19 protein-coding genes are annotated in these 24,883 nt (G+C 66.1%); 2 read left to right on the top strand and 17 right to left on the bottom strand.

The features are described from left to right. Window positions 1-14: 14 nt before the first annotated feature. From ACP7AX_RS04615 to ACP7AX_RS04645, 7 genes are all read right to left on the bottom strand, one after another. Window positions 15-4,145 (bottom strand): AAA family ATPase, encoded by a 4,131-nt coding sequence (locus ACP7AX_RS04615; RefSeq protein ID WP_426225561.1) that lies wholly within the window; start codon window positions 4,143-4,145, stop codon window positions 15-17. A gap of 128 nt (window positions 4,146-4,273) precedes the next feature. Next, window positions 4,274-5,863, bottom strand: a complete 1,590-nt coding sequence (gene guaA / locus ACP7AX_RS04620) for a glutamine-hydrolyzing GMP synthase (protein ID WP_426225562.1) — start codon at window positions 5,861-5,863, stop codon at window positions 4,274-4,276. Between the two features lie 69 nt (window positions 5,864-5,932). After that, entirely contained in the window at window positions 5,933-6,433 is a 501-nt protein-coding gene (locus tag ACP7AX_RS04625) for a DUF3817 domain-containing protein (RefSeq protein WP_131682820.1), read from the bottom strand. After that, complete coding sequence (locus ACP7AX_RS04630) at window positions 6,430-7,281, bottom strand: SURF1 family protein (RefSeq protein WP_426225563.1); 852 nt, start codon at window positions 7,279-7,281, stop codon at window positions 6,430-6,432. The genes ACP7AX_RS04625 and ACP7AX_RS04630 overlap by 4 nt, the downstream gene beginning before the upstream one ends. 72 nt (window positions 7,282-7,353) lie before the next feature. Next, window positions 7,354-7,842: a PTS sugar transporter subunit IIA gene (locus tag ACP7AX_RS04635; RefSeq protein ID WP_131682822.1), complete on the bottom strand. Its 489-nt coding sequence runs from the start codon at window positions 7,840-7,842 to the stop codon at window positions 7,354-7,356. A gap of 61 nt (window positions 7,843-7,903) precedes the next feature. After that, entirely contained in the window at window positions 7,904-9,643 is a 1,740-nt protein-coding gene (locus ACP7AX_RS04640; protein ID WP_426225564.1) for a glycerol-3-phosphate dehydrogenase/oxidase, read from the bottom strand. A gap of 89 nt (window positions 9,644-9,732) precedes the next feature. Next, window positions 9,733-10,869 (bottom strand): GuaB3 family IMP dehydrogenase-related protein, encoded by a 1,137-nt coding sequence (locus ACP7AX_RS04645; RefSeq protein ID WP_426225565.1) that lies wholly within the window; start codon window positions 10,867-10,869, stop codon window positions 9,733-9,735. A gap of 56 nt (window positions 10,870-10,925) precedes the next feature. Between ACP7AX_RS04645 and ACP7AX_RS04650 the strand changes: the two genes are divergently transcribed. Next, a complete protein-coding gene (locus ACP7AX_RS04650) occupies window positions 10,926-11,546 on the top strand; it encodes a hypothetical protein (RefSeq protein WP_426225566.1) in 621 nt (206 codons plus the stop codon). Here the strand turns inward: ACP7AX_RS04650 and ACP7AX_RS04655 are convergent. The 9 genes from ACP7AX_RS04655 to ACP7AX_RS04695 form a co-directional block, all read right to left on the bottom strand. After that, a complete protein-coding gene (locus ACP7AX_RS04655; protein ID WP_131682826.1) occupies window positions 11,532-13,391 on the bottom strand; it encodes an ATP-binding cassette domain-containing protein in 1,860 nt (619 codons plus the stop codon). The genes ACP7AX_RS04650 and ACP7AX_RS04655 overlap by 15 nt on opposite strands. Before the next feature lie 75 nt (window positions 13,392-13,466). Then, window positions 13,467-14,978, bottom strand: a complete 1,512-nt coding sequence (gene guaB, locus ACP7AX_RS04660; protein ID WP_426225567.1) for an IMP dehydrogenase — start codon at window positions 14,976-14,978, stop codon at window positions 13,467-13,469. Between the two features lie 168 nt (window positions 14,979-15,146). Beyond that, on the bottom strand, window positions 15,147-16,304 hold the full coding sequence (locus tag ACP7AX_RS04665) for a flavin-containing monooxygenase (RefSeq protein WP_426225568.1): 1,158 nt from the start codon (window positions 16,302-16,304) through the stop codon (window positions 15,147-15,149). Window positions 16,305-16,332: 28 nt separating this feature from the next. Then, window positions 16,333-16,647 carry a hypothetical protein gene (locus tag ACP7AX_RS04670; protein WP_426225569.1) on the bottom strand — a complete coding sequence of 105 codons (315 nt, stop codon included), beginning with the start codon at window positions 16,645-16,647 and terminating at the stop codon, window positions 16,333-16,335. 102 nt (window positions 16,648-16,749) lie between these two features. Next, on the bottom strand, window positions 16,750-18,384 hold the full coding sequence (locus ACP7AX_RS04675; RefSeq protein ID WP_426225570.1) for a LuxR C-terminal-related transcriptional regulator: 1,635 nt from the start codon (window positions 18,382-18,384) through the stop codon (window positions 16,750-16,752). A 154-nt stretch (window positions 18,385-18,538) separates the two neighbouring features. Next, window positions 18,539-20,059 (bottom strand): ATP-dependent DNA ligase, encoded by a 1,521-nt coding sequence (locus ACP7AX_RS04680; protein ID WP_426225571.1) that lies wholly within the window; start codon window positions 20,057-20,059, stop codon window positions 18,539-18,541. A gap of 90 nt (window positions 20,060-20,149) precedes the next feature. After that, window positions 20,150-21,760 carry a chaperonin GroEL gene (gene groL, locus ACP7AX_RS04685; protein WP_131682831.1) on the bottom strand — a complete coding sequence of 537 codons (1,611 nt, stop codon included), beginning with the start codon at window positions 21,758-21,760 and terminating at the stop codon, window positions 20,150-20,152. Between the two features lie 77 nt (window positions 21,761-21,837). Then, the gene (groES, locus tag ACP7AX_RS04690; RefSeq protein WP_108598130.1) at window positions 21,838-22,134 is read right to left on the bottom strand and encodes a co-chaperone GroES; all 297 of its coding nucleotides are present in this window, start codon (window positions 22,132-22,134) and stop codon (window positions 21,838-21,840) included. A gap of 209 nt (window positions 22,135-22,343) precedes the next feature. Next, window positions 22,344-22,730 carry a hypothetical protein gene (locus tag ACP7AX_RS04695; RefSeq protein ID WP_426225572.1) on the bottom strand — a complete coding sequence of 129 codons (387 nt, stop codon included), beginning with the start codon at window positions 22,728-22,730 and terminating at the stop codon, window positions 22,344-22,346. Window positions 22,731-22,785: 55 nt separating this feature from the next. Between ACP7AX_RS04695 and ACP7AX_RS04700 the strand changes: the two genes are divergently transcribed. Continuing rightward, on the top strand, window positions 22,786-24,030 hold the full coding sequence (locus tag ACP7AX_RS04700) for a THUMP-like domain-containing protein (RefSeq protein ID WP_426225635.1): 1,245 nt from the start codon (window positions 22,786-22,788) through the stop codon (window positions 24,028-24,030). Window positions 24,031-24,042: 12 nt separating this feature from the next. Here the strand turns inward: ACP7AX_RS04700 and ACP7AX_RS04705 are convergent, their stop codons facing one another. Continuing rightward, window positions 24,043-24,861: a shikimate 5-dehydrogenase gene (locus tag ACP7AX_RS04705; protein WP_426225573.1), complete on the bottom strand. Its 819-nt coding sequence runs from the start codon at window positions 24,859-24,861 to the stop codon at window positions 24,043-24,045. Between the last annotated feature and the right edge of the window lie 22 nt (window positions 24,862-24,883).

Raw genomic sequence — 24,883 nt, forward strand, 5'->3', positions numbered from 1 at the left:
CCTTGCTTGGTGGCTCAGCCCCAGTGCGGCGGCTTGTTTTCCTTCAGCCACTCATCGTGATCGTTATCCTGGCCATCGCCCCACGCCCTGGGATCATCCTCGGCGGCCTTGTTGGGCAGGATTCCGTCCGGGCCGGCCTGCTGCCGGTCCGTCCCAGCCTCGGGCGCCGGCTCTTCTTCAGGTTCCTGCCCCTGATCCTGGCCGTCGGCCTGACCGGTGTTCTGCGGGTTCACCACAACCGCCTCCTTACTTTCCAGGCGCGCGGCCCGGTCCTCATTCCTGTACCTGGCTGCCGGACGGCCGTGGTCTTCGGGTCCAACCGCACCCAGCACGAGCGAGTCCACGTCCTCGTCGAAGAAGCCTGCCGCGGCCGTCCGACCGGGCAACAGCACGTTCTCAAGCCCCAAGTATCCTCCGATCCTGTCCGCACAGGCAGACGGATCGGTGAACACCTCGATGGTCCACAGCGGCATGTACCGCCACCCCAGCCGTTCCAGGAGCTGCGGGCGGAGGCGGCTCCGCTCCCGGACACTCATGGTGCGGTAAACCTCTGTGCCGTCCGACTCGATCGCCACCGGCCGCGGGATTTCTGCGTCGTCCTGCCCCATCGTGCTCAGCGGGTCCGCCGCCGCCACCACGTCGATGACGCCGTCGTACTGGTGCCATACGCGGGCGCCCCGGGCGCGAAGCCTGTCGCCCAGATCGGCCACCAGCGGATCTGCCCCGAGTGCCTGCTCGCTTGCCGCAGCCCTGGAGGCCGGCGTCCCGAGATCGGTCTTCCCGGCAATCTCACGGTTCAGGAGCTCGTAGAAGTCAACAGCGCCGTGAGAGAGGCGGGTGTGGTCAAGGTCTTCCGGCTGGAAGCACGTCAGAACGTGAAGGGAACGCCGGGCCCGGGTCATGGCCAACGCAAATTTCTCCCTGCCGCCCTCGGCGGAGAGCGGGCCGAAATTGTGCAGGGCACGGCCGTGCGGGGTGCGGCCGAAGCCGGGGGAAAAGATGACGTGATCGCGGACCAGGCCCTGCGCCCGTTCAAGGTCAACCACCCGGAACGATTCAGGTCCTGCGCTGAAGAAACTGGCCAGGCCCGGGTGGTTCGGCAGCTGAAGCCGGATGGCCTCACCGATCCGGGCAGCGTGCCGGAGGCTGGCCGTGACCACCGCAAGCGAGGTGCGCGAACGCAGCCGCGCATGCTCAAAGACCAGTTGAACCACCTTGTTGACCTCAGCCACAACGGATTCGACGCCTTCATGGTCGGCGCTGGGCAGGCCCGTCCCGTCAGGCAGATACTCCACCAGCAGTGCACGGTCCAGCCCAGTGGCGGACTGGCCCTCGGGCAGCCGGCGGAGGCCGCCGTCGTAATGGTTCTTGCTGAGCTGCAGGATCAGGTCCTCGTCCACGGCGCGGTACACAAAGTTGAGCCGCCATACAGGCAGCACCGAAGCAAGTGCAGAGAAGGCGCTCTCGACGCGCTGGTGGGCGGATTCGCCGGCCGCCAGGCGCTCCACGCCCACCGTGAAGGTCCGCGGGCTGGCGATCTTGGCGTCGCCGAAGGCGATGACCTGCTTTGCGCGGGCAATGGAGGGCAGGACAGCCTGCAGGGACGTCGCCTCGGCGTCCAGGATAACCACTGCATCGAAACTCTGTTCCGCCGGCAGGAGCCCTGTCATGAGGTAGGGGCTGACCGACCACACGGGGACCAGCTTGGTGACAAGCTCGGGGGCCTGGGCAGTCAACGCGGCGAGTGTCACCCTGCCGTCCTTGAGCAGGCTCCGCAGCAGCTGTGCCTGGCGCGGGTGTTCGGCCAGTGCGGCCTGCCACCGCCCGGCGAGGTCCCAGCGAAGGCGTGCGGCGCCGCTGGCAATGTGGGCGTTGTCCGCGAGCCGGTATTCGGCTTCAAGCTGCCGGAGGGCGTCGCCGTCGGACATGGCAAGGTAGTCATCGCCACTGATCATGGCTTCCAGGGCGGACTGCCACCAGGCCAGCTCCAGTTCAGCGGCCACACACTCGGCGTGAACTTCACGGTCGGCGAGATCGGCGAGGAGTTCGCCCAGCCCGTGTTCGCGCATGTTCTCGACCAGGAGCGTGCGCTCGGGGAGGGTCTTGAGCGTCTGGGTGTCCGCCACCAGCCGTTCGAGGCGTTCCATCAGGTCCTCATAGCGGGCCGTGGCCAGCGAGCCGCCGGCTTCGGTGTGCCGCAGTGCGTCACCGAGCTGGTTCAGCTCCCGGTCCAGCGACCGGTACATGACGTTCATTTCGGCAAGCCCCGAGGGAACTGCAGGGTGGCGCTGGGAGGTGGCATAGCCGGACCACAAGGCACGCTGCTCCTGGACCAGTACCAGCGAGCTGTGGAGGTCCGCGATGTGCACACCGGGGCGGACATACTCCTTGGCCACCCGGCGCAGCCTGGAGCGCTGCATGGAGGCCATGTCGATGTTGCGCTCACGCCGCCACGGGGAGGATGCCGTGGCCGATATGAGGTCGTGGACCGGCCTGTCGAAAATGTCCGGGGTGAACTTGTCCAGGCTTCCGCGGACGGCCATCAGGAGCTCAAGCTGCTCGCCCCACTCGGCAAAGGATGTCCCCAGCCGGATCTCCGCATGTTCGGCAACGCTGTTCATCTTCTCGCGCAGGGCCGGGAGGTTCTTTGCTACCGAACGGGCAAGTTCCTGCGCCTCCTCGGTCTCCTTCCGGGTGAGGAGCCTGGCTCCGTGCCAGGGGCTGGTGGTGGATGCCCGGCTGAAGCTGCCAAGCTCGGCGGCGCGCTTGAGCCGGCCCGCGAGTTCGTTGCGGTCACGGATGCTGTCCAGGACACTCCGCTTGAGCCGCACAGTAGTGGCGGGGGAAGGGTGGATGGAGGTCAGCTCAGCCAGTGACTGCATGGCCTGGTACGGCGAGCAACCCCAGCGCTGGCGGACGTTGTGCAGCGACGCCACGTGGTCCATAAGGGCGTGGCGGTGCTCTGTGAGGGTCTTGTGGAGGTTCCCCAGCTGCGGTTCGAGGGATTTTTCGTTCCGGACGATGGCCCGCACCAGCTGGGCCTTGAGCTGCTGGGGTGTGGCTGTCCCGGACAGCTGGAACAGGATGGATTCCAGGCCAAGGGATTCCAGCTGGGCTGAAACTTCGTTCAGGCTGGCGCGGCGGTCGCCGACCACCAGCACCGAACGTCCTGCGTCCACGAGGGCACCGATGGTGTTGATGGCGGTCTGTGTCTGCCCCGTGCCGGGCGGGCTGCTGACCACCAGCGACTCGCCGGCACTCGCGGCATCAATGACGTACTGCTGGTCCGGGTCGGCGTCGAGCAGGAGGAGTTCATCGGCCGGGTGGCGCTTGTCCACGCCCGGGAAACGGGAAGGGTCCGGCTCGTCCACGTCAAGGACTTCCCCGTTTCCGCTTCTGGCCAGGGCAGCCACCAGCGGATTGGATTCGTTGATCCAGGGGTCATCGAGGTTGCCGGACAGATCGGCGAAGGTCGAGACGAGCAGGTTGTGCTGCGCTTCGGCCCCGTGGATGGGCCGGATGAGGGTGGCGAGCCGGTCCAGGACGGGCTGGGGATCGAAGCGGGCAGTGCTGTAGGCGAGGCGGGTGACGGCGTTGACGTCAAAGACGATGCCGTGCACGTTTTTCAGGTGGCGGACCAGGGCCGGGTTGATGTGGGCCTGCTCGGTGAGCTGCAGTTCGTAGTCGTCTTCGCCCGGGCGGACTGTCAGCGAGATCGCGGTGAGCATGACCGGGGAGGAAACGCGCTGGGGTTTGCCGCCCACCGCGGAGGTCCACACAACGGTGCCGGCGGAGAGATACCCGGCATCAATGCCGCGGTCGTTGGAGAGCTCGAAGATCTTGGAGCGGATGTTCCGGGATGCCCTGGCGGCCACCACATACTGCTGGTGGTCGCGGATCAGGGTGGACAGCCGTGTGCGGCGGCCGGCCATCAACTGGGCCAGGCCCGACGGGTGGGCGTGGGTCAGATCGATGGAGCCTTCGGGGGTTTTGGTGAAGCGAAGCATGGTGTCTGCCCCGGTGACGGGTTTGAGCCCGGACAGCCACTTTCCAAATTCCTCAGAACCCTCCGGGTGGCCTTGACCAACTGACACTACTGCCTTCTTTTCTGCGTTTGCACGTGACGCCCTGGACCATACCGGCATGCTTTCGAGAGTAGCCGCAAAGATGCCGGGATCAGCGACCGCAACACTGGTGGGTGCCAAATTAGGGGGATTCAAATGATAAAAAGCAGTGGCCGGCCTCCGCTGACGGAGACCGGCCACTCAGAGTGCTATTCCCACTCGATGGTGCCCGGCGGCTTGCTGGTCACGTCCAGCACAACCCTGTTGACGCCGTCCACCTCGTTGGTGATGCGGTTGGAAATGCGGGCCAGCAGGTCGTAGGGAAGCCTGGACCAGTCCGCTGTCATGGCGTCCTCGGAGGAGACGGGACGGAGCACAATCGGGTGCCCGTACGTACGCCCATCGCCCTGAACACCCACACTGCGGACATCGGCCAGCAGGACTACCGGCATCTGCCAGACCTCGTTGTCCAGGCCGGCCGCCGTCAGCTCGGCGCGCGCAATGGCGTCCGCCTTGCGGAGCAGGTCGAGGCGTTCCTGGGTGATGTCGCCAACGATCCGGATTCCCAGGCCGGGGCCGGGGAACGGCTGGCGGCCAACAATTTCCTGGGGCAGGCCCAGCTGCGCGCCCACGGCCCGCACCTCGTCCTTGAACAGTGCCCGCAGCGGTTCCACCAGTTCGAACTGCAGGTCTTCCGGAAGGCCGCCCACGTTGTGGTGGCTCTTGATGTTCGCGGCACCTTCGCCGCCGCCGGATTCGACGACGTCCGGGTACAGGGTGCCCTGGACCAGGAACTTGATCTTCTCGCCATGGGCCGCGGCCTCGGCGATGATGGCCAGCTCAGCCTCTTCGAACGCGCGGATGAACTCGCGGCCGATGATCTTGCGCTTGGTTTCGGGATCGCTGACGCCGGCCAGCGCGGACAGGAACCGCTCCTGCTCGTTGGCCACGTAAAGCTTGACGCCGGTGGCTGCAACGAAGTCGCGTTCCACCTGCTCGGCTTCGCCTTCGCGGAGCAGCCCGTGGTCAACGAACACACAGGTCAGCTGGTCACCGACCGCGCGCTGGACCAGAGCAGCGGCGACAGCGGAGTCGACACCGCCGGAGAGGCCGCAGATAACCCGGGCATCGCCGATCTGCTTGCGGATCCGGTCCACCTGCTCCTCCAGGATATTCCCCGTGGTCCAGTTGGGCTCCAGCTTGGCGCCCTTGAACAGGAAATTCTCAAGAACCTGCTGGCCATAGGCGGAGTGCTTGACCTCGGGGTGCCACTGGACGCCGTAGAGGGCCTTCTCCTCGTTGGCGAAGGCGGCAACTTCAGCGCCGGCCGTGGTTGCGAGGACTTCGAAACCTTCGGGGGCCTCGTGCACCGAGTCACCGTGGCTCATCCACGTGTTCTGCGCCTGGGGCATTCCCTCGAGCACCGAGCGGCCTTCGCCGAGGATGGTGGTCTGGGTGGAGCCGTACTCGCGCAGGCCGGTCCTATCGACCTTCCCGCCCAGCGCATTGGCCATTGCCTGGAAGCCGTAGCAGATGCCGAAAACCGGGACGCCGGCTTCGAAGAGATCGGCGCCCACCGACGGCGCACCGTCAGCGTAGACGCTGGCCGGGCCGCCGGAAAGGATGATGGCAGCGGGGTTCCTGGCCAGGAGTTGCTCGGTGGAGTACGTATGCGGAACCACTTCCGAATACACATTCGCTTCCCGGACGCGGCGGGCAATCAGCTGCGCGTACTGGGCACCGTAGTCAACAACCAGCACCGGCTTCTGGGAAGTCTGGGATGCAGTGGGAGTAGTCACCGTACTAGCCTACTTGGCGCCGTCCCGAGGCCGCACATCCGGAGCGGTCCGTGTGACGGAGCAGACTCCTCAGTACCGTTGGGCTGCCTGCGGGTTGGCGGCCAGTTCAGCTTCGACCTCGGCGTGGAACTTCTTTTCCACGATGAAGGACAGGAAAGGGACCACGCCGCCCAGTGCCAGCAGGATGAGCTTCAGGAACGGCCACCGCATAAGCGTCCAGAGCCGGAAGTTGGAGATCAGGTAGACCACGTACATCCAGCCGTGGACAATCAGCACGCCCACGGAGATGTTGGCGCCGCCGATCACACCCTTCGGCTCGGCGTCAGCGAACCCGAAGCCGAACGGCTGGCCGGTGACGGCGTTGGTGCCGCCGGCAAACAGGTATGCGCCAAAGACATACCGGGCAATCAGCTCCGCACACAGCAGCAGCAGCATGCCGCCGGTGAGGTAGGCCAGGACCTTGTAGAACTTCAGGGCCGAGCGGATCTGCGGCTCGGTTCCGCCGAAGCGGCGCTTCTTGGTTTTTCCCTGCGCAGTCCCCTGCTGGATGGCCGGTTTCGGTTCAATCATGGCGTTACCTTTTGTTGGTGCGGTTCGGGAGCAGCCGGGTGGGGCGCGGCTTCGTGATGGGCTTCGTCGTCGAGTTCCTCTTCGAGGTCCCGGCGGTAGTCGTCCTTGACCAGCCGCCACCAGATGAACAGTGCGAAGCCGGCGAAGACCACCCATTCCAGCGAGTAGAAGAGGTTGAGCCAGTTGACCTGCTGGGCGGGTGGCTGGGGACCGATTTCCAGCGGCAACAGGGCCCCGCTGACCGCGGCGGCGCTGGCGTCCGTGCCGTCAACCACCTCGGACGTGGCGGCCACGAAGCCCGGGTAGCTGCTGACATCCCAGTAGTTGATGAGTTCGGCAACGGATACCGCCGAGGCTTGCCCGGGCGCCGGTGCGGTGGCCGGCAGCGGTGACTCCGACGGCAGCAGCCGTCCAGTAAGTGTTACGGCGCCCGACGGCGGTGCGCCGGCGTCGTCGGGCTCGGCAACCCAGCCGCGGGCCACGGGGATCCACGTCTGGGCAGTGGCGGCTGAGCCGCTGAGCGCTGGTGCTCCGGTGACGGCGAAAGCGGAAACCACCCAGTAGCCGCTTTGGCCGTTCTTAAGGCGGTCCGGCACCAGAACCTGCCTGGCGGGATCGTAGAATCCGTCCGCGGTGACCATCTGATCGGCCACCGAGCCCGGGAAGAAGTCCCCCGGCTGCAGTGTCCCCGTGAGGGCCTGTGCCTGTTCGGTGGCGGGGTTATCCGGGACTTCGGGGGTTGTGGAACGCCCGAACTGCCACTGGCTGAGCAGGACAAACACCCCGGAGACGAGGAACGCGAAGACCAGGCCTGCGATCCATCGGGGCTTAAGGGCTGTTTTCCACACGTCTTAACCGTACTTCGTTCCGCTGTAGAACAACTAAACGCCGGGTGCCGCTGACGGCGGCGCCCAGGGTAGTCAGTGGTCGAAGAACACCAGGCTGGAGTTGATGAGCTCGGCAATGACTTCGGCATCGTAGGCCCGCCGCAGCGACTCTCGGAAGGACTCCTTGGACAGCGAGCGCGCCAGTGTGGCAAGCACTTCCAGATGGTCGGAGAAGGAGCTTGCGGGCGTGGCGATCAGCAGGATCACGGTTGCGGGACCGTCGGTGGCACCGAAATCCAGTGCGTGCCCGTACTTGGTGATCCCCACCGCGATGGAGGTCCGCGAAACGAATTCGCTGCGGGCATGGGGCAGGCCGATGCCTCCCGGGAGGCCGGTGGCAAGCTGGTGCTCGCGCGCGTTCACGTGCGCCAGGAAGCCGGGCAGGTCCGTGACGCGTCCGGCAGCGTGGAGACGCTTTGCGAGCTGCGTGGCGGCATCCGCCTTGTCCGATGCCTCCAGCTCGAGGATCACCATCTCGGGGGTGGTGAGCTCGGCATCGTACCGATCAAGTGGTTCCGCCAAGGCGAGTCCCTTCAGTCAGGAGAGAAGTGCTGATGCGCGCAGCCTTCAGCCGCGCAGCCATTCAGCGCAGGGGCACGATGTCGTCAACGCCCAGGCGTGCGGCGTCGGCTGATTCGTCGTCCGGCTGCTGCTGGCTGAGCCGTTCCGCTTCAACGCGTGCAATGTAGTGGTTTATCTCGCGTTCGCGTTGTTCGTCGCTCCAGCCAAGAACTTCACCCATCAGTTTAGCGACCACGGGCACCGCAGTGACACCGCGGTCCCAGGACTCTATGGAGATGCGGGTCCTGCGGGTCAGCACGTCATTGACGTGCCGGGCGCCCTCGTGGGTGGCGGCGTAGACGGCCTCGGCCTGCAGGTAATCATCGGCGCCGGGCAGCGGCTCTGCCAGGGCTGGATCGCGGGCGATGATGTCCAGCACCTCCGGCGTCATGGACCCGTACCGGTTGAGCAGGTGCTCGATCCGTGCCACGTGGACCCCTGACTCTTCGGCGGTCCGGTTCCTCCGGTTCCAGGCCGCTTTGAAGCCGCTGGCGCCGAGCAGCGGGATGGTTTCCGTGCAGCTTGGCGGGACACGCTCGTCCATGGTGCGGGTGGCCTCGTCAACGGCGTCCTTGGCCATGACCCGGTACGTGGTCCACTTGCCGCCGGCCACCACCACCAGGCCCGGCACGGGGTGGGCCACGATGTGTTCGCGGGAGAGCTTGGCGGTGGAGTCGTTCTCACCGGCCAGCAGCGGACGCAGGCCTGCGTACACGCCTTCAACGTCCTCCCTGGTCAACGGACGTTTGAGGACCTGGTTGACGTGGTCAAGGATGTAGTCGATGTCCTTGCTGGATGCCGCAGGATGCGCCTTGTCCAAGCTCCAGTCGGTGTCGGTGGTGCCGATGATCCAGTGGCGGCCCCACGGGATGACAAACAACACAGATTTCTCGGTGCGGAGAATGAGCCCCACGGTTGACTGGAAACGGTCGCGGGGAACCACCAGGTGGATGCCTTTGGAAGCCCGGACCTTCAGCTGGCCACGGTCGGTGACCATGGCCTGGGTTTCATCCGTCCACACCCCGGTGGCGTTGATGACCTGCTTGGCCCTGATGTTGAACTGCGAGCCGTCCTCATGGTCCACCACCTTGGCCCCGACCACGCGCTCGCCTTCCCGGAGGAAACTCACCACGGCCATCTGGTTCACCGCGTGGGCACCGTAGTGGGCGGCCGTCCGGATCAGGTTGGCCACGTACTTGGCGTCGTCCACCTGGCCGTCGTAGTACCGGATGGAGCCCACAAAGGCATCCTTTTTCAGGCTGGGGGCAGCCCTGAGCGTGCCCCGCCGGCTGAGGTGTTTGTGGAACGGCACGCCGCGGCTGTGGCCGCCGGAAACGGACAGCAGGTCATAGAGCGCGATTCCGGCCCCTACATAGGGCCGCTCGACGAATGGTTTGGTGAGCGGGTACAGGAACGGCACGGGACGGGCCAGGTGCGGGGCGAGTTCGGACAGCAGCAGTCCGCGCTCCTGCAGCGCCTCCTTGACCAACCCGAAATCCAGCATCTCAAGGTAGCGGAGCCCGCCGTGGATCAGTTTGGAAGACCGGGACGAGGTCCCCGCCGCCCAGTCGCTTGCCTCGACGATTCCCACACTGAGGCCGCGTGTCACAGCATCCAGGGCCGCGCCGGTGCCGACGATGCCGCCGCCCACAATGAGGATGTCCAGTTCCTTGCCGGGCTGGGCCGTAGCCCTGAGCCGGGCAATGGATGCTTCCCGTGCCTCGGGGCCCAGGGCCCCGCGCTGGTTTGGAACACTGCTCATTCGAACGCCTCCGTTGCCGCTGCTACCGGTCCTAACCACCCTACTTCGTTGCCGCATGGTTGGGCATGCGGCAGCACTGGCGTGGAGTGTCAGTTACCCGAATAGGGCGAGACCACCACGTCCACGCGCTGGAATTCCTTGAGGTCTGAGTAACCGGTGGTGGCCATCGACCGGCGAAGGGCACCGATCAGGTTGGACGTGCCGTTGGTGTGGTGGCCCGGGCCGAACAGGACCTCTTCCAGGGGCCCCACCGTGCCAACGTTGGCGCGGTCCCCGCGGGGAAGTTCCGCGTGGTGGGCTTCCTGGCCCCAGTGCCAGCCTTTGCCCGGGGCCTCTTCCGCCCTGGCGAGGGCACTGCCCAGCATCACGGCGTCGGCGCCCATGGCGATTGACTTGACGATGTCCCCGGAGGTTCCCATGCCGCCGTCGGCAATTACATGGACGTACCGTCCGCCGGATTCATCCATGTAATCGCGGCGGGCGGCCGCGACGTCGGAGATGGCGGAGGCCATGGGCGAGTGGATCCCCAGGGCCCGCCGCGTGGTGCCGGTGGCGCCGCCGCCGAAGCCAACCAGGACGCCGGCGGCGCCGGTCCGCATCAGGTGCAGCGCCGGGGTGTAGCCGGCGGCGCCGCCCACAATCACCGGCACGTCCAGTTCGTAGATGAACTGCTTGAGGTTCAGCGGTTCGTGGTCCTTGGATACGTGCTCGGCCGACACGGTGGTGCCGCGGATGACAAAGATGTCGACGCCGGCGGCCACCACGGTTTTGTAGTGTTCCTGGGTGCGCTGGGGCGTCAGGGATCCCGCAACGGTGACACCGGCGGCGCGGATTTCAGCCAGGCGGGAGGTGATCAGTTCCGGCTGGATGGGGGCGCGGTAGAGCTCCTGCATGCGTCCGGTCACCGCCGGGCTGTTGGTCTCATCCTGCAGGGCACCGATTTCGTCCAGGATGGGCTGCGGATCTTCGTAGCGGGTCCAGAGGCCCTCAAGGTCCAGGACGCCAAGGCCGCCGAGCCGGCCCAGGGCAATGGCCGTCTCCGGGGACATGGCCGAGTCCATCGGGGCGGCAATCACCGGCATATCGAACTTATAGGCGTCGATCTGCCATGAGACAGACACGTCCTTGGGGTCGCGGGTGCGACGGTTGGGGACAATCGCAATGTCATCCAGGGAGTAGGCACGACGCCCACGCTTGCCACGGCCGATCTCGATCTCGTAAGTCACTGCTCTAGGTTATCCCAGCGGCGCCGCTCCCCCGGGACCATGGCTACAGTGGCTGGATGGGCAAACGCTGGATCTTCGACGGGCACATCGCCGGCGTCGGCACGGCCACCGGTCTGCGGGCGGTCGTGGGCCTCTGGCAGCAGTCCCCTTTCGGTCCCTTCGCCGACGTCATGGTCCAGCATCCCTCGGGTCACCGGCTGCTGCTCGCCCCCAGCCGGGAAGTGGCCGGCTTCATCTCCTTCACGTACGGCTTTGACGAAGTCATGGTGGTGGAGGTGGGCGCGCGGCTGTCAGATGAGCAGTTGAAGGTCGACGCCGGCCCGTTGGGACTGCGGGCAGGCTTGGGCCGCAGGACCCTCCTTGGCACCGCGTTGCGGGGCGTGCCGCGCCCCCTCGCAGTTCATCCCGCCTGGCTGCGTGCGATCAGTCCTTTGGCCGCCGTACTCAGCCCGGGTGCCCGGACCTCCGGAACTGCCGGCAGCGGCAGGCGTGAGTATTACGGGGTGAGCGACCTCCACCACATCAGCTCCGCCGTCGTGAGCTGGGACGGCCTGGACGCTGGAGCCTTGGCTCCCATCCGGCCCGCTGTGAGCTTCGGGTTCAGCAGCGTCCCGCCGCGGCCCAGCCTGGCCCGGGTCCGCACTACCGTGGAGGAACCAGCGTCAGACCCCCTCTGACTCCTCAATGGGGAGCTGGGATTCGAACATCCTGAAGTAGCGGCCCCGCATGGCCACCAGCTCTTTGTGCGTGCCCTGCTCCACGATCCGGCCGTCCTCGAGCATGTACACAATGTCCGCCTTTTCGATGGTGGCGAGCCGGTGGCTGATGGCAATGATGGTGCTGCTGCGGTCGGCGAAGAGCCGGGTGAAGATGCGGTGCTCGGCGAGGGCGTCGATGGCCGAGGTTGGCTCGTCCATCACCATGAATTCGGCGTCCCGGTAGAAGTTCCGAGCCATGGCAAGCCGCTGCCACTGGCCGCCGGAGAGTCCGCTGCCCTTCCGTCCGCGTGGATCCTCCATCCAGTTGCTGACGTGGTTGTCCAGGCCGTTGGGCAGCTTGTTGATGAACTCCAGGGCCTCGGCGTCGGCCGCGGCCCGTCGGATCCGGTCATCGTCCCGCGGCGAATCGACGTCGCCGAAGCGGATGTTGTCCGCCGCTGTAGCGAACTCGTACTTCAGGAACTCCTGGCTCAGCACGGCCAGGTGGCGGTGCCAGGAGGTGACATCGACGGCGGCGAGATCGACGCCGTCGAGCATTACCTGCCCGGAGTCCGGGGCGTACAGCCCGGCCAGGATCCTGATGAGGGTGGACTTTCCGGCGCCGTTCTCCCCCACGATGGCAATGTGCTGGCCTTCCCGGATCACCATGCTGATGCCGCGGATCACCTCCAGATCGCTGCCGGTGTAGGTGAAGCGGATGTCCCTGAGCTCAACGGTCTTGGGGGCCTGCAGCAGCGGTGGGGCATGGCTGGAGTGGACCGGCAGCGCCATGAACACCTCGTAGTCCTTGAGGTTGGCCAGGTCCTCGTCGATGGAGCTCAGCGAGGACACCAGGTTGTTGGCCGTGGACAGGGCGCGGCTGACGATCTGCTGGACGTACAGGAACTGGCCCACTGGCTGGGCGCGGGCGATGATCTGCCCCACCACCCAGATCAGCGACACCACTTCGGCGCCGTACTGCAGGGCGTCGGCAGCCAGCTGCTTGGGGATGTAGCGTTTCTGGAAGTCCAGGCGCCGGCGTTCGTCAGCGTCCCGCAGCCGGGACCTGAACTCCATCAGGTAGCCCACAATCCCGTACAGGCGCATCTCGGCGATGTGCTGCGGGCGGAGCAGGTTCGTCTCGATCATCCGCCGCTGGCGCCGCGAATCCACCTGCGTGTTCCAGTGGGCGATCTGTTCCCGCGAGAGTTTGAACTGCAGGTAGACGCTGGGCACGATCGCGATGAGCACAATCACCGCGATCCACCAGCTGACCAGCAGCAGCGCACCGATCGCCAGGATCACCGAGACCAGCTGGGTGAAGATCGCGGCGATGCGGTCCAGCACCCTGGCGTAGGAATCCGAGAACCGTTTGGCGCGGTCGTACAGGTCCACGGTCTCTTTGTCGTCGTAGCGCCAGAACTCCAGGGCCAGGAAGCGCTCGTACATCTGGTCGCCCACGATGGCGCCCACCTTGAAGCTCATCAGCTGCTGGATGTAGCGGTCCACGCTGCTGAAGGCGCCCCAGAACAGGCCCAGGGCGGCGGTGATGATGACGTAGACGATGGCCTGCTGGCCCGCGGCGGCGTCCCCTGAGTACGCGGCAGCGAGCGAGGTGGTGGTCAGCGCGGCGAAGAAAGTGGTCACCAGCGGCAAGGTCGCCGAGATCAGCGAGCCCACAACCTTCATCACGACGGCGGCCGGCGAGGCCCGGAAGCTGACGCGCAGCACCTGTGCCACGGCCCGGGCATACGGCCTCAGGGCCAAACGCCGGCGCGCATCCCTCTTCGGGTTCAGTTCAGCAGGGTGGCGGGGTTCGGACATGGATTCAGCCTAGTCGCGCGGGCAGACGCAGACAGGCCGCGGGAAAATTCTCCGCGGCCTGTCTGTTAGGTGGGATCAGCGTGAACCGTAGTTCGGTGCCTCCACCGTCATCTGGATGTCATGCGGGTGGGACTCCTTGAGCCCTGCCGGTGTGATCCGGACGAACTTGCCGCGGGCCTTGAGCTCGGGGATGGTGGGCGCGCCGGTGTAGAACATGGTCTGGCGGAGGCCGCCCACCAGCTGGTACGCCACGGAGGCCAGCGGGCCGCGGTAGGCAACCCGGCCTTCGATGCCTTCGGGGATGAGTTTGTCGTCACCGGAGACATCGGCCTGGAAGTAGCGGTCCTTGGAGTAGGACGTGTTCTTGCCCCGGGACTGCATGGCGCCAAGTGAGCCCATGCCGCGGTAGCTCTTGAACTGCTTGCCGTTGACAAAGATCAGCTCGCCCGGGGACTCATCGCAGCCTGCCAGGAGGGAACCCAGCATCACGGTGTCGGCGCCGGCAACCAGCGCCTTGCCGATGTCGCCCGAGTACTGCAGGCCGCCGTCGGCTATCAGCGGGACGCCGGCCGGGATGGCGGCCTTGGCGGATTCGTAGATGGCGGTGATCTGCGGGACACCCACGCCGGCCACCACGCGGGTGGTGCAGATGGAGCCCGGCCCAACGCCCACTTTGATGCCGTCGGCGCCGGCGTCGATCAGTGCCTGTGCGCCTTCGCGGGTGGCGGCCTGGCCGCCGATGATGTCCACGTGCGCTGCCCGCGGATCGGACTTCAGGCGGCGGATCATGTCCAGCACACCCTGGGAGTGGCCGTTGGCGGTGTCAACGAACAAAGCGTCCACGCCGGCGTCGATCAGGGCCATGGCGCGTTCCCAGCCGTCACCGAAGAAGCCGATGGCTGCACCCACACGGAGCCGGCCTTCGTCGTCCTTGGTGGCCAGCGGGTACTGCTCTGCCTTGGTGAAATCCTTGGTGGTGATGAGGCCTTTGAGCCGGCCCTGATCGTCAACCAGGGGCAGCTTTTCGATCTTGTTCGTGGCCAGCTTGTGGGAGGCTTCCTCGCGGCTGATACCAACATGGCCTGTCACCAGCGGCATCTTGGTCATCACGTCACTGACCAGCCGCAGCGGGAAGTCGGCTTCCGGGACAAAGCGGGTGTCCCTGTTGGTCACGATGCCCAGGAGCCGCATGCCTTCATCCACCACGGGCAGGCCGGACACGCGGTACTGCGAGCAGATCTCGTCAAGTTCCGCCAGGGTGGCCTCGGGGCCGATGGTCAGCGGGTTGGTGATCATGCCGGACTCACTGCGCTTGACCCGGTCAACCTGATCGGCCTGGTCCTGGATGGACAGGTTGCGGTGAATGACGCCCAGTCCGCCCTGGCGTGCCATGGCGATGGCCATCCGCGATTCGGTGACGGTGTCCATGGCGGCGGACAGCAGCGGGGTGTGGACCGTGATCCGCTTGGAGATCCGCGAGGACGTGTCGGCGTCGGACGGAATGACGTCCGTGTGGCCCGGGAGGAGCAGGACGTCGTCGTAGGTCAGGCCGATGAAGCCGAAGGGATTGTGCTCGGGCTGGGTCATGAGTGCGCCTCTTACCTTGGTTACTGGTCACGGGTAGGGGTTGCAGCTGATGACCAGCCCGTCATTACGGGACTGGTCCGTGCAGGGCCTTAATAAGTCGGTTGCTCAACACACGGGATCCATGCGTCAAAGCGTTGAGTAAATATTAGAACCTCCCGGCCGATCCCCCTATTCCGGGAGGCTACTGTGAGCAACCCCACGCGCCTGGGTGACGGACAGTGCGGAGCCTCGGGTGACGGGGGCGGGGATCTTCGATGCGAGGTAGCGTGCATCGCGGCACGCACCGGGCAGCGTAGCGGAGGTGGCCGCGTACAGGAAGTCCTGACCCAGGAAGAACAGTCCGGGCGAATCAAGCGCAACGCCGCGGTATTGCCGGGGCATCCCGCCGTCCTCGAGCAGGGCCGGATCGATCCAGCCAAACTCCTCCTGGAACCCGGTGCACCAGATGACGTTGGCCACCTGGGCCCGGGTTCCGTCCGCAAGCACCGGTACGCCGTCCTCCACTCCGGCGACCCGCGGAACGAACTCCACGCCGGCTTTTGCAAGGTCTTTGGTCTTGGTCCGGATCAGCGGCGCCCCGTGGGCTTTGAGGGCCGGCACGGCTTTACGGCCCAGCGGCGTTCCGAGGTTCAGGACGTAGAGCCCTGCGAACCTGATCACCGGCAGGACAAAGCGGGCCGCAGCCCGGCCGTGCTTCACGGGGATTTCGCCCGCGGGTTTCCCGGCGGCCAGCGTGGGGTGGGTGCGGCTGACTTCCAAGGCGATTTCAGCGCCGGAGTTGCCCAGCCCCACAACAAGGACAGGGCCGTCCTGCAACTGCCCCGCGTTCTTGTAGGCGCTGGAATGGAACTGCACGATGGATGGATCCAACTCCGCAGCGAAGCGGGGCACCTTCGGGCAACGCTCCGCACCTGTTGCCACCACAACGTTGCTGGCTTCCCAGCGGTGCCCGTTGGCGGCCGCGATGTAACGGTCCCCTTCGTGCCACAAGCGCTCAACGCGCACTCCGGTCTGTACCGGAAGGTCGAAGCGGGCCGCGTATTCCGCAAAGAATCCGGCCAGTTCGTCCTTGTGCGGGAAGGACAACGGATCCGCCGGGAACGGGGCCCCCGGCAGGCCGTCGTACTTCGCCGGAGTGAAGACGCGGAGGGAATCCCACCTCTGGCGCCATGCGTCCCCGATCCTCTGGTTCTCGTCGAGGATCAGGAACTTCCGGTTCTGGCGGGACAGGTAGTAGCCCATCGCCAGGCCTGACTGTCCGCCGCCGATCACCAGGGTGTCCAGCCCGATTCCGGACTGGTCACTGCTGTTGGTTGCGTTGTTCATGACTGCTCTCCTCCTTGGCCTGTTGGAATTACCTGACTGAACTCTCCAGGCTGGCAGCCGGCATGTCCTCGTCCTGCTTCAGCACTGGCTCCCGGTATCGCACCCACCAGGCCAGCATCAGCCCGGAGGCCAGGACGTAGGCAAGGTGGAGGATCCAGATGGGACCGGCCGGAAGGTTGAAGACGTAAATGGAGTGCACGGCGTTGGCCACGTTGCTCAGCACCAGGTTGCTCAGGCTGTAGGAGGCCAGGTCCTTGGTGCGGGCAGCTTTGAGAAGCATCGGCAGCATCCCTACGGCAAAGAGGACTGTCGAAAGCATTCCGGCAAGCACTGGAAGGTTCATGCTTTGAGGCTACGAGCGCTGACGTGGTGCCCGCGTCGGCTAAAACATGCAATTCTGCCCCCGGAGTGAATGGGTATTTTTATGCAGCTCTGGGGTCAGCGTTCAGCCGGCGAGCCCGTGCTCGTAGGCGTAGCTGGTGGCGGCGGCCCTGGAGGAGAGCCCCAGCTTGAGGAAGATATTGCTGAGGTGGCGTGCCACGGTCTTCTCGCTGAGGTAGAGCTCAGCGGCGATGGCACGGTTGCCTTTTCCGGAGGCAACCAGCCGGATCACTTCCGCTTCCCGTGGGGTCAGGCCTCCGGTTGCGCTTCGCCCGTCCGCCTTCATCAGCGATGCCGCCCAGGCCGCGGCCGGTGCCGCTCCAAGTTCGAGGAGCTCGGCATGTGCCGCCTCGAAGTCCAGGAGCGCAGAGGGCTCGTCGCCGAGGTCCCGGCAGGCACGCCCGATCAGAACCCGGCAGCGGGCTGCTTCGTAGGGAACGCCCAACTGCTGCCAAAGCCGCCAGGCCTGCCGCAGTGACGCCGTCGCTCCGGCCGGATCGCCTTCAGCCAGCCGGACCGCGCCGTCGGTCTGGCCGGCGGCCGCCCGGACCATGGGCATGGGGGTCTCGCGGGCGAAGGAATCCAGCTCAGCGGCCCACAGCCGTGCCGCCTCCGTATCACCGGCAGCCAGTTCAATTTCCACCAGCGCCGGCAGGAGATGCCTGCGGGTGGCCACGTCCGCCACACCGGCGGCCCTCCGGATCATGGACTGCGCCCGCCGGGCGTCTCCCCGCGCGAGGACCACGAGTGCCAGGCCGGGCTGCGGTTCGTAGCCGCTCCTGGCAGCCTGAGCGAACGACGCTTCAGCCGCGTCCAGCTGGCCGGTGAGCAGCTGAAGTTCGCCTTGTTCGTAGTAGCCGCCATAGAGCGCCTGTGGATCACCTTTGGCGGACAGCTCCTGGGCCCTGGCTGCTGCCTCGAACGCTTCCGCCCACGCCCCATGGAGTTTGAAGAGTTCGGCGCGATGGTGCTGGCATTGGCCGCTGAAAGACACCATGTCCGGGCGGGCCTCGCACCAGCGGTCAAGTGCGGCTGTCCATTGCAGCGCCCTCTCCAGATCGAAGGCCAGCTGGCAGTTTCCAATAACGGCGCAGTAGATGATGCCCGAGGGAATCGGGGACAGCTCCCCTGATGTCACGGCCACCATGACCTCATCGAACATGCTGAGCGCCTCGTCCGCCTGCCCCAGCATCAGGGTGGCCTGGCCGGTCCCCAGGAGGCCCAGCGCGGACAGGTCCTTCTCCTGGAATCTCCGGCCCAGTTCGGAAGCCTGGGTGAAAAGTTCGAGGGCGCCTGCAGGATCACCGGCGTAGAGCTTGCCCAGCGCGGCAGGCACCATGAGGAATCCCTGCACAGCATTCGGCTTGGCCAGTTCATCGGCGAGCCTCTGGCCACGCGCAAACCATCCGCCGGCCTGCGCACTGTCCCCCTGGAACATGTGCTGCATCCCGAGCCAGCCGGCGCACAGGGCAGCGCTCGCAACATCGCCGACGACGAGATACTCCTCGTGGGCGCGGGTGAGGGTGTCCAGGCCTGCTGCGGTGTTGCCCGTCAGGATCTCGGCGGTGGCCAGATTTTCAAGGTCCGCCGCGGGAAGCCCGCCGCGCCGATCGGCTCCGGAATAGCTCCTGAAGGCATCGGTCCACCGGTGTTCCCGGAACGCGGCCCTGCCCTCGTCGATGCCCGCTTCAGTTGACACGCTCGGCCTCCTCGGACACAGCCCGCCCAGCCGGCTTCGTCGCCGTGACGCGCTGGACGCTACGGTACTTAAGCGTCACGGTACGCCCGCCACACCCGGCCCACAAGCGGGCTGCGGGTACCTCGTGGAACCGGGAACTGCGCCGCCGGGGCCCTTAGCGCAACAGCCCGCGAAGCGTCTGAATGGTGTCGGCTTCCGCTGCCGGCTTGTCGTCCCGGTATCGCTTGACGCGGGCGAACCGTAGGGCAATTCCGCCGGGGTAGCGCGGGGAACTCTGCACGCCGTCGATCGCGATCTCGACTACGGTGACGGGTTCGACCCAGACGGTGCCCGCCGTCCGCCGCACCTCAATCTCCTGGAACTTCTCGGTCTGCCAGCGCAACAGCACGTCCGTGAGGCCTTTGAAGGTTTTGCCCACCATCACGTAGCCGCCGGGTTCGCCGAATTCACCGGCGGGGTCAAGGGCACCGAGGTGCAGGTTCGAGAGCAGCCCGGTGCGCCGGCCTGATCCCCATTCGCAGGCGAGAACCACCAGATCGTACGTGAGCACCGGCTTCACCTTGATCCAGTTGGAGCCACGCCGGCCTGCGGCATAGGCCGATCCCACCGCCTTCACCACCACGCCCTCATGGCCTGCGGCGAGTGCCTCGCGGGACATCCGCTCCGCGACGTCCGCATCCGCTGTGATCTCCCCCGGGATCCGGTACTCAGGGGCAATCCGCTCAAGCAAGCCGATGCGAGTCCCCAACGGTTCGTCCAGCAGGTCGCGCCCGTCCAGGTGAAGTACGTCGAAGAACCACGGATGCAGCACCGTGTCGCGTGCCACGTCCGCGCCGAACCGCGACATTGTCTGCTGGAACGGCCGCGGCCCGCCGTCCTCGTCAAGGGCGAGCGTCTCGCCGTCGAGGATCACCTCGCGCACCGGAAGTCCGCGCACCACCTCCACCACTTCGGGCAGCCGGTGGGTCACGTCGGCCAGGGTGCGGGTGTAAATACGTACGTCGTCGCCTACCCGATGCACCTGGATACGTGCCCCGTCGAGCTTGTATTCCACGGATGCCTCGCCCGTGGCCTCCAGTGCCGCGCCGGCGCTTGCCGCGGTGGAGGCGAGCATGGGCTGCACGGGACGGCCGACGACGAGGCCGACGGCGTCAAGCTGGGCCGGCGTGCCCGTGATCGCCAGCAGGGCGGTCCCGCCGAGATCCCCGGAGAGCATGGCCGCACGCCGCACGGCCTCAACGGGGCGTTCGGCTGCGCGGGCGATGGCATCTGTCAGCACCCCTTCCAGGGCACCGGTCCGCAGTTCTCCGAGCAGCACTCCGGCGATGAATGCCTGCTCGCCCTCGGTGGCTTGCGCCGTAAGCATCCGGAGGATGGCGGCGCGCTCGGCGGTAGATCCAGCGCCGGTGGGGAGGAGCAACCGGTCCAGTGCGGCGTCGAGCTCGGCAACAGTGAGGCTAGGCTCGGAGGCCGGCTCCCCCATCGCCGCAGCCATGCCACGCCAGCCGACCCCTACCCTGCCTTGCCGCGGCCTGGCGGTGAGCAGGCCGACCGCCGTCGGAATGTCCGCGGGCTCAACCCTGCGCAGCAGGCCGGCCAGCGCCTCGACTTTCGCGAGCCGGGAGCGGGTGGACGCGACCGTGTCCGAGGTTTTCACGAGCTCGTCGAGCAGCATGGCACCAGTCTGCCACGACAGTAAAAAACCGGCCCAGCAGATGCTGGACCGGTTTTTTAGCCGGGAGTGACCCCGCGTAGCTTCAGCCGATTAGTGGCTGTGGCCTGCGTGCTCGTCCTCGTCAGCGGGCTTCTCCACCACGAGGGTCTCGGTGGTGAGAACCAGCGCGGCGATGGAAGCTGCGTTGCGGAGGGCCGCACGGGTGACCTTGACCGGGTCAATGACACCGGCGGCGATCAGGTCCTCGTACTCGCCCGACTTGGCGTTGAAGCCGTTGTTGGTTTCGAGTTCGGCAACCTTGGCGGTGACGACGTAGCCGTCGAAGCCGGCGTTCTGGGCGATCCAGCGCAGCGGCTGGACCAGCGCGCGGCGGACAATGCCCACAGCTGCGGCGGCGTCGCCTTCGAGGGCCTTCACTGCGGGATCCTCGTCGAGGGCCTTCAGTGCGTGGATCAGCGCGGAACCGCCGCCGGCCACGATGCCTTCTTCGAGGGCGGCGCGGGTGGAGGACACTGCATCTTCGATGCGGTGCTTCTTTTCCTTCAGCTCAACCTCGGTGGCTGCGCCAACCTTGATCACGCCGATGCCGCCGGCCAGCTTGGCCAGGCGTTCCTGGAGCTTTTCCTTGTCCCAGTCGGAATCGGTGCGGGTCAGCTCGGCGCGCAGCTGGGAAACCCGGGCTGCGACGTCTTCTGCGGAACCGGCGCCGTCAACGATGGTGGTGTTGTCCTTGGTGACCGTGATGCGGCGGGCGGTACCCAGCACCTCAAGGCCAACGGTGTCCAGGCTCAGGCCCAGTTCAGCGGAGACAACCTGCGCACCGGTGAGGGTGGCGATGTCCTGCAGCATGGCCTTGCGGCGGTCGCCGAAGCCCGGAGCCTTGACGGCAACCACGTTCAGGGTGCCGCGGATACGGTTGACGATCAGCGTGGACAGTGCCTCGCCGTCGACGTCTTCAGCAATGATGAAGAGCGGCTTGGAGCTCTGCAGCGCCTTTTCCAGCAGCGGCAGGAATTCCTGGACGGAGGAGATCTTGCCCTGGTTGATCAGGATGAGGGCGTCTTCGAGGACGGCTTCCTGGCGCTCTGCGTCGGTGACGAAGTACGGGGACAGGTAGCCCTTGTCGAACTGCATGCCCTCGGTGAGGACCAGCTCGGTCTGCGTGGTGGAGGATTCCTCGATGGTGATCACACCATCCTTGCCGACCTTGCCGAATGCCTCGGCGAGGAGCTCGCCGATTTCGTCGCTCTGGGCCGAGATGGCGGCAACGTTGGCAACCTGGGTGCCTTCAACCGGGCGTGCGTTCTCGAGCAGGCGGGCGGCAACGGCTTCAACGGAAACCTCGATGCCGCGCTTGATCTGGCCCGGAGCGGCGCCGGCAGCAACGTTGCGCAGGCCTTCCTTGACCAGGGCCTGGGCGAGGACGGTGGCGGTGGTGGTTCCGTCGCCGGCAACATCGTTGGTCTTGGTGGCTACTTCCTTGGCCAGCTGCGCGCCAAGGTTCTCGTACGGGTCATCAAGCTCAACTTCACGGGCGATGGTGACGCCGTCGTTGGTGATGGTGGGTGCTCCCCACTTTTTGTCGAGAACAACGTTGCGGCCGCGGGGGCCGAGCGTCACCTTGACAGTGTTGGCGAGCTTGTCGATGCCGGCTTCAAGTGACCGGCGGGCAGCGTCGTTAAACGCAAGCTGCTTTGCCATGGTTTTGTCCTTTCAAGACAGAACCCCGCGCAGCTGACCGGCAGAGTGCAGGTTCAGCGGCGCGGGGATCCAAAGAGTTACTTTACGACGATCGCCAGGACGTCGCGGGCGGAGAGCACGAGGTACTCGGTGCCGCTGTGCTTGACTTCGGTTCCGCCGTACTTCGAGTAGATAACGACGTCGCCGATGGCAACATCGAGGGGAACGCGGTTGCCGTTGTCATCGAAGCGGCCGGGGCCTACTGCAACAACTTCGCCTTCCTGCGGCTTTTCCTGTGCGGAGTCCGGGATAACCAGGCCGGAAGCCGTGGTCTGCTCGGCTTCGAGCGGGCGGACAACAATACGATCCTCAAGAGGCTTAATAGAGACCGACACTCGGACCTCTCCTTTACGTCAGCAAATTTATGGACTGGAAAACTGTTCTGCCGGTGGCTGGCTGACCGTCGTCGCGGTGCCGGCAGCAGCCTGGCTGAAAGCTCTTCATGTGTTAGCACCCTCCTAGGGAGAGTGCCAATGACGACTCTATGTAAGTAGTTAGCACTCGGTCAAGGCGAGTGCCAGAATTATGTCCCCAGTGAACAGGCCTAACGCCCTGTAAGGTCCTCGAAATCAACGTCCTCGTCGCCGTTGTCGTTTCCGTCAGTGGTGCTGCCGCGCTTGAGGTACAGCACCACGGCGCCGCCCAGTGCGGCCAGCAGCGCGATGACCAGCAGGATGATCCCGCCCACGCGGGCCCCGGTGTAGAGGCCGCGGATGTCCCGTGCCTCGTCCGTTGCATCCTGGATATCCTTGCCGCCCACCGAGTAGACCGTGGCGTTGAAGGTGTCCAGGAAGAAGATGATGACCAGCAGCGCGATGCAGACCACAGCCACGGCAGAACCGGCAATCAGGGCCGGGCGGGCGAACTTCACCAGGTCAGAATTCTTGGACCGGGGCGGTTCGGACGGCTGGCTGCCTGCACTGTCTGTCATGCCTTCAACCCTAGCGGGAACGGGCTGCCGGGCCATCTCCACTACGCTGGAACCCATGGCTCAAGCACCGCAGGACCAGATCGCCCCGCTCCTCACCAGCGAAGGTTGGGAGCTGCTGGCGTCCCTGGGTCCGTACCGCGAGGACAAGGCCTTTGAGCTGAATTCGGCACTTCGGAAGGCCGGCCACTCCCCCGAGCTGGTCTCGGCGGTCCTCACCCAATCCAGACTGCGCACCAAGGCCGAACTCAAATTCGGTGAGTTCGCCCGGAGCATGCTTTTCACGCAGGCAGGCCTGGAGCAGGCCACGCGGCTCAACGTTGCGGCCCGCCACGCGGAACGCTTCGCCCAGGCCGGCATTCGCCACGTGGCTGACCTCGGCTGCGGACTCGCCGCGGACTCCCTCGCCCTCGCCTCGATGGACATCACCGTCACGGCCGTGGAGATGGACGAGACCACGGCTGCCTGCGCCACGGTGAATCTCATTCCTTTCCCCAACGCCACGGTGGTGCATTCGGACGCCACCGCTGTGTCCCTGGAAGGGGTCGACGGCGTCTGGCTGGATCCCGCACGCCGGACCACTTCGACGTCGGGCACCAAGAGGATCTGGGACCCTGAGGCGTTTTCGCCGCCGCTTTCCTTTGTGGAATCGCTGGCAGCCACGGGACGCGCTGTGGGGGTCAAGATGGGGCCCGGCATGCCGCACGAATCGGTGCCGGCGGACTGCGAAGCGCAGTGGGTATCGGTGGGCGGCGACGTCACCGAGGTGACGCTCTGGTTCAACGCGGTGCGCCGGCCGGGAATCCGCCGGGCGGCACTGCTGCTGGGGCCGCAGGGCGCCGCGGAACTCACCAGCGCGGAGGATTTCGACGGCGGTCCGGTAGCGCCGGTGGGTCCGCCGGAGGGTTACCTCTACGAGCCCGACGGTGCGGTGATCCGCGCGGGCCTGGTGGCCGACGTCGCGCTCCAACTGGACGGGCACCTGCTGGACGAGCACATCGCCTACATCTGCGCGCCGGAACTGGTGGACACCCCGTTCGCCCGGGCCTACAAGGTCCTGGAAGTGATGCCTTACAACGTCAAGGCGCTTAAAGCCTGGGTCAAGGACAGCGGCATCAGTGTGCTGGACATCAAGAAGCGCGGCCTGTCCGTCACGCCGGAGGAACTGCGCAAGCAGCTCCTCGCCGGAGGCAAAAGCGGAGTCAAAGGCGGGAGCAAAGCCAAAGCCGGCAGTAAAACGGCCACCCTGGTCCTGACCCGCATCGGGGAGGACCGGGTGGCCATCTCGGTGGAGCCCGTCTAGGGCAGCCCGGCGCTACTGCGCCCGCATGAACTCTTCGGCGGCCCGGACCTGTTCGTCGGTGGGACGGACCCCGGTGTAGAGCACGAACTGCTCCAGCGCCTGGATGGTGGCCACTTCGGCGCCCGTGATGACAGGTTTTCCGGCGATGCGTGCCGCCGTGATCAGGGGTGTTTCAGCCGGCAGCGCCACGACGTCGAACACCACCTTGGCCGCGGCGATCACGGTTTCGGGGAACGCCAGCGAGTCGGTTTCCGGACCGCCGGCCATGCCGATGGGGGTGACGTTGATGATCAGGTCGGCCGTCCCGCCGCGGAGCTCGGCCTGCCACCGGAAGCCGTACTGCTCTGCGAGCGCCCGCCCGGTGGCCTCGTTCCGCGCAATCACGGTGACGTCCGTGAACCCTGCGTCCCGCAGGGCAGCGACTGTTGCTTTTGCCATGCCGCCCGCGCCCTGGACCAGGACCGAGTAGTTGGTGGGAACGGCATTGCTGGCCAGCAGCTGCTCGATGGCCGTGTAGTCGGTGTTGTAGGCCAATAGGCGCCCGTTGGTGTTCACGATGGTGTTGACGGAATCGATGGCTTTTGCGGAGGGGTCCAGCTCATCCACGAGCGCGATCACGTCCTCCTTGTACGGCATGGACACCGCGCAGCCGCGGATCCCAAGGCCGCGGACACCGGCGATTGCCTGGGCAAGGTCGGTGGGCGCGAAGGCCTTGTAGATCCAGTTCAGGCCCAGCTGGTCGTACAGGTGGTTGTGGAAACGGGTCCCGTTGTTGCTGGGCCGGGCCGAGAGCGAGATACACAGGGTCATGTCTTTATTGAGTATGGGCACCCGTCCATTAAACCGCCGGTTG

The sequence above is a fragment of the Pseudarthrobacter sp. DSP2-3-2b1 genome (assembly GCF_049895945.1).
Classification (GTDB): domain Bacteria; phylum Actinomycetota; class Actinomycetes; order Actinomycetales; family Micrococcaceae; genus Arthrobacter.